We start from the raw sequence: 2,153 nt of genomic DNA, 5'->3' as shown, positions 1-2,153 counted from the left end.
TTCCGATCGGCCCCGCGACCGATCTGTGGGCGCTCGGCGCGCTGCTCTTCAGGGCCGTGCAGGGACATGCGCCCTATCCGGAGGAGTCGACGGCCGAGCTGGTGCAGATGGTGTGCGCCGAGCCGCCCGCCTACGCCGAGGAGTGCGGTCCGTTGCGGCCGGTCGTGGAGTCGCTGCTGCGTCAGGACCCGACCGAGCGCCTCGACTTCGAGGAGGTGCGCGGCTGGCTGCGCTCGCTGGTGCGCTCGGCGCCCGAGCCGGAGGCCGGGGTGCATGTGGTCGCCGCGCCGCCCGTCGACGCCAGGCGGCTGCCCGTCGTACGGCGCCGGGGTGAGCTCGTGCGCCGGCGGAAGGCCGGGCTGCCCGCGCACCACGGGCGGCACAAGCGGGCCAAGCAGGACTCCGGTTCGCCGCGCCGCCTCGGCCGCACCCTGCTCGTGCTGGTCCTGCTGGCGATGGCCGCGGCGATCGCCTACGCCATGCTCTTCATGCCCAAGGCGAAGACCGAGGGCGCGGACGGAGCCGACCGCACCGGAGCCGCCGGTGAAGTCAGCCCGGCGCCCGAGCCGGACGCCAGCAGCGAGCCCCGGCCCGACCAGACCTCGCCCGGGCCGGAGAAGAGCCCGTCGTCGTCGGCCGGCAGCACCGAGACCCAGACCACCGGCCCGGATGTCGCCGACGGCTTCACCCTGCGCAAGGACTCGGCGGGCTTCCAGGTCGCCGTCGCCAAGGGCTGGGACCGCGCGGCGCGGGGCGGCAGCGGTCAGGTCGTCTACTCCAAGGGCGACTTCGAGCTCATCGTCGTGGCGGGCCGGGACAGCGCGTCCTCGTACGGCAGTGATCCGATGGCATACCAGCGGGAGAGGGAGCGCGAGTTGCAGCCGTACCGCGACTCCAGCTGGGCCACCTCCACCGGGCTGAAGACGATCGAGGTGGGCGGACGGACCATGGCCGAGGGGCAGTTCACCTGGGCCGGCGGCGACGGGGGCGAGCTGTACGTCCGCAACCTGGCGATGCTGGTCGAGGGGCGCTACCACGTGGTCCAGGTGCGCGGCCCGGAGTCCGAACGGGACGAGGTGACGCGGCTGTACGAGCAGGCGGCGGCGACGTACAAGGTGACGGGGTGAGCGACCGGCGCGCCGCCTGTACGCCGCAGTTCACACTCTGGTTGCCTCCCGTCCCGGCAGGCGACAACCGTCACAGTGCGGTCACCGTGGTACCCCGCTTGTTCCCTGGGTGAGGGCGGGTCCTTACGCTGACCCTGTCAAGACCATTGCGGGGCAACGTGAATCAGATGCAGGGCCTGCTCATCGCGGGCCGCTACCGGCTGGCCGAATCCATCGGCAGTGGCGGCATGGGCCGGGTCTGGCGTGCGCATGACGAGGTGCTGCACCGGTCCGTCGCCATCAAGGAGTTGACGGCCGCCCTCTACGTCTCCGAGAGCGAGCAGGCGATCCTGCTGGCGCGCACCCGGGCGGAGGCCAGGGCGGCAGCGCGCATCAACCACTCTGCGGTCGTCACGGTGCACGACGTGCTGGAGCACGACGGCCGCCCGTGGATCGTGATGGAGCTGGTCGAGGGCCGCTCCCTGGCCGACGCGGTCAAGGAGGAGGGGCGCGTCGAGCCGCGCGAGGCGGCACGCATCGGCCTCTGGGTGCTGCGGGCCCTGCGTGCCGCGCACACCGCCGGTGTCCTGCACCGCGACATCAAGCCGGGCAACGTCCTCCTCGCCCGCGACGGACGCGTCCTGCTCACGGACTTCGGCATCGCCCAGATCGAGGGCGACACGACCATCACGCGCACCGGAGAGGTCGTCGGGTCGGTCGACTACCTGGCGCCCGAGCGCGTACGCGGCCACGACCCCGGCCCGTCCTCCGACCTGTGGGCCCTGGGCGCGACGCTCTACGCGGCGGTGGAGGGCCGCTCGCCGTTCCGCCGCACCACACCGCTGACCACCATGCAGGCCGTGGTGGAGGAGGAGGCCGCCGAGCTCCGGCACGCCGGTCCGCTCACGCCCGTCATCATCTCCCTGCTGCGCAAGGACCCCAGCACCCGGCCCGACGCGTCCGAGGCGGAGCAGATGCTCGCCGAGGCGGCGGAGGGGCGGCGGCCGAGCGGGGCGCAGGCGTACGTGCGCACGCCGGACGGCGGGG

General features: G+C 73.4%; 1 protein-coding gene and 1 pseudogene. Both read left to right on the top strand.

Annotated features, from left to right (window positions below; translation table 11 throughout):
• Positions 1–1,127: pseudogene (locus tag ABZ281_RS46920) on the top strand (serine/threonine protein kinase); the annotation flags it as partial.
• Between the two features lie 167 nt (positions 1,128–1,294).
• Positions 1,295–2,153: serine/threonine-protein kinase (locus tag ABZ281_RS46915; RefSeq protein ID WP_356664675.1), on the top strand; the 859-nt coding region annotated here is incomplete at its 3' end.

The organism is Streptomyces sp. NPDC006265 (genome assembly GCF_040613555.1).
GTDB lineage: Bacteria > Actinomycetota > Actinomycetes > Streptomycetales > Streptomycetaceae > Streptomyces.
Note: the sequence above shows the minus strand (reverse complement) of the source record. Positions and strands in the feature narration are given on the sequence as shown.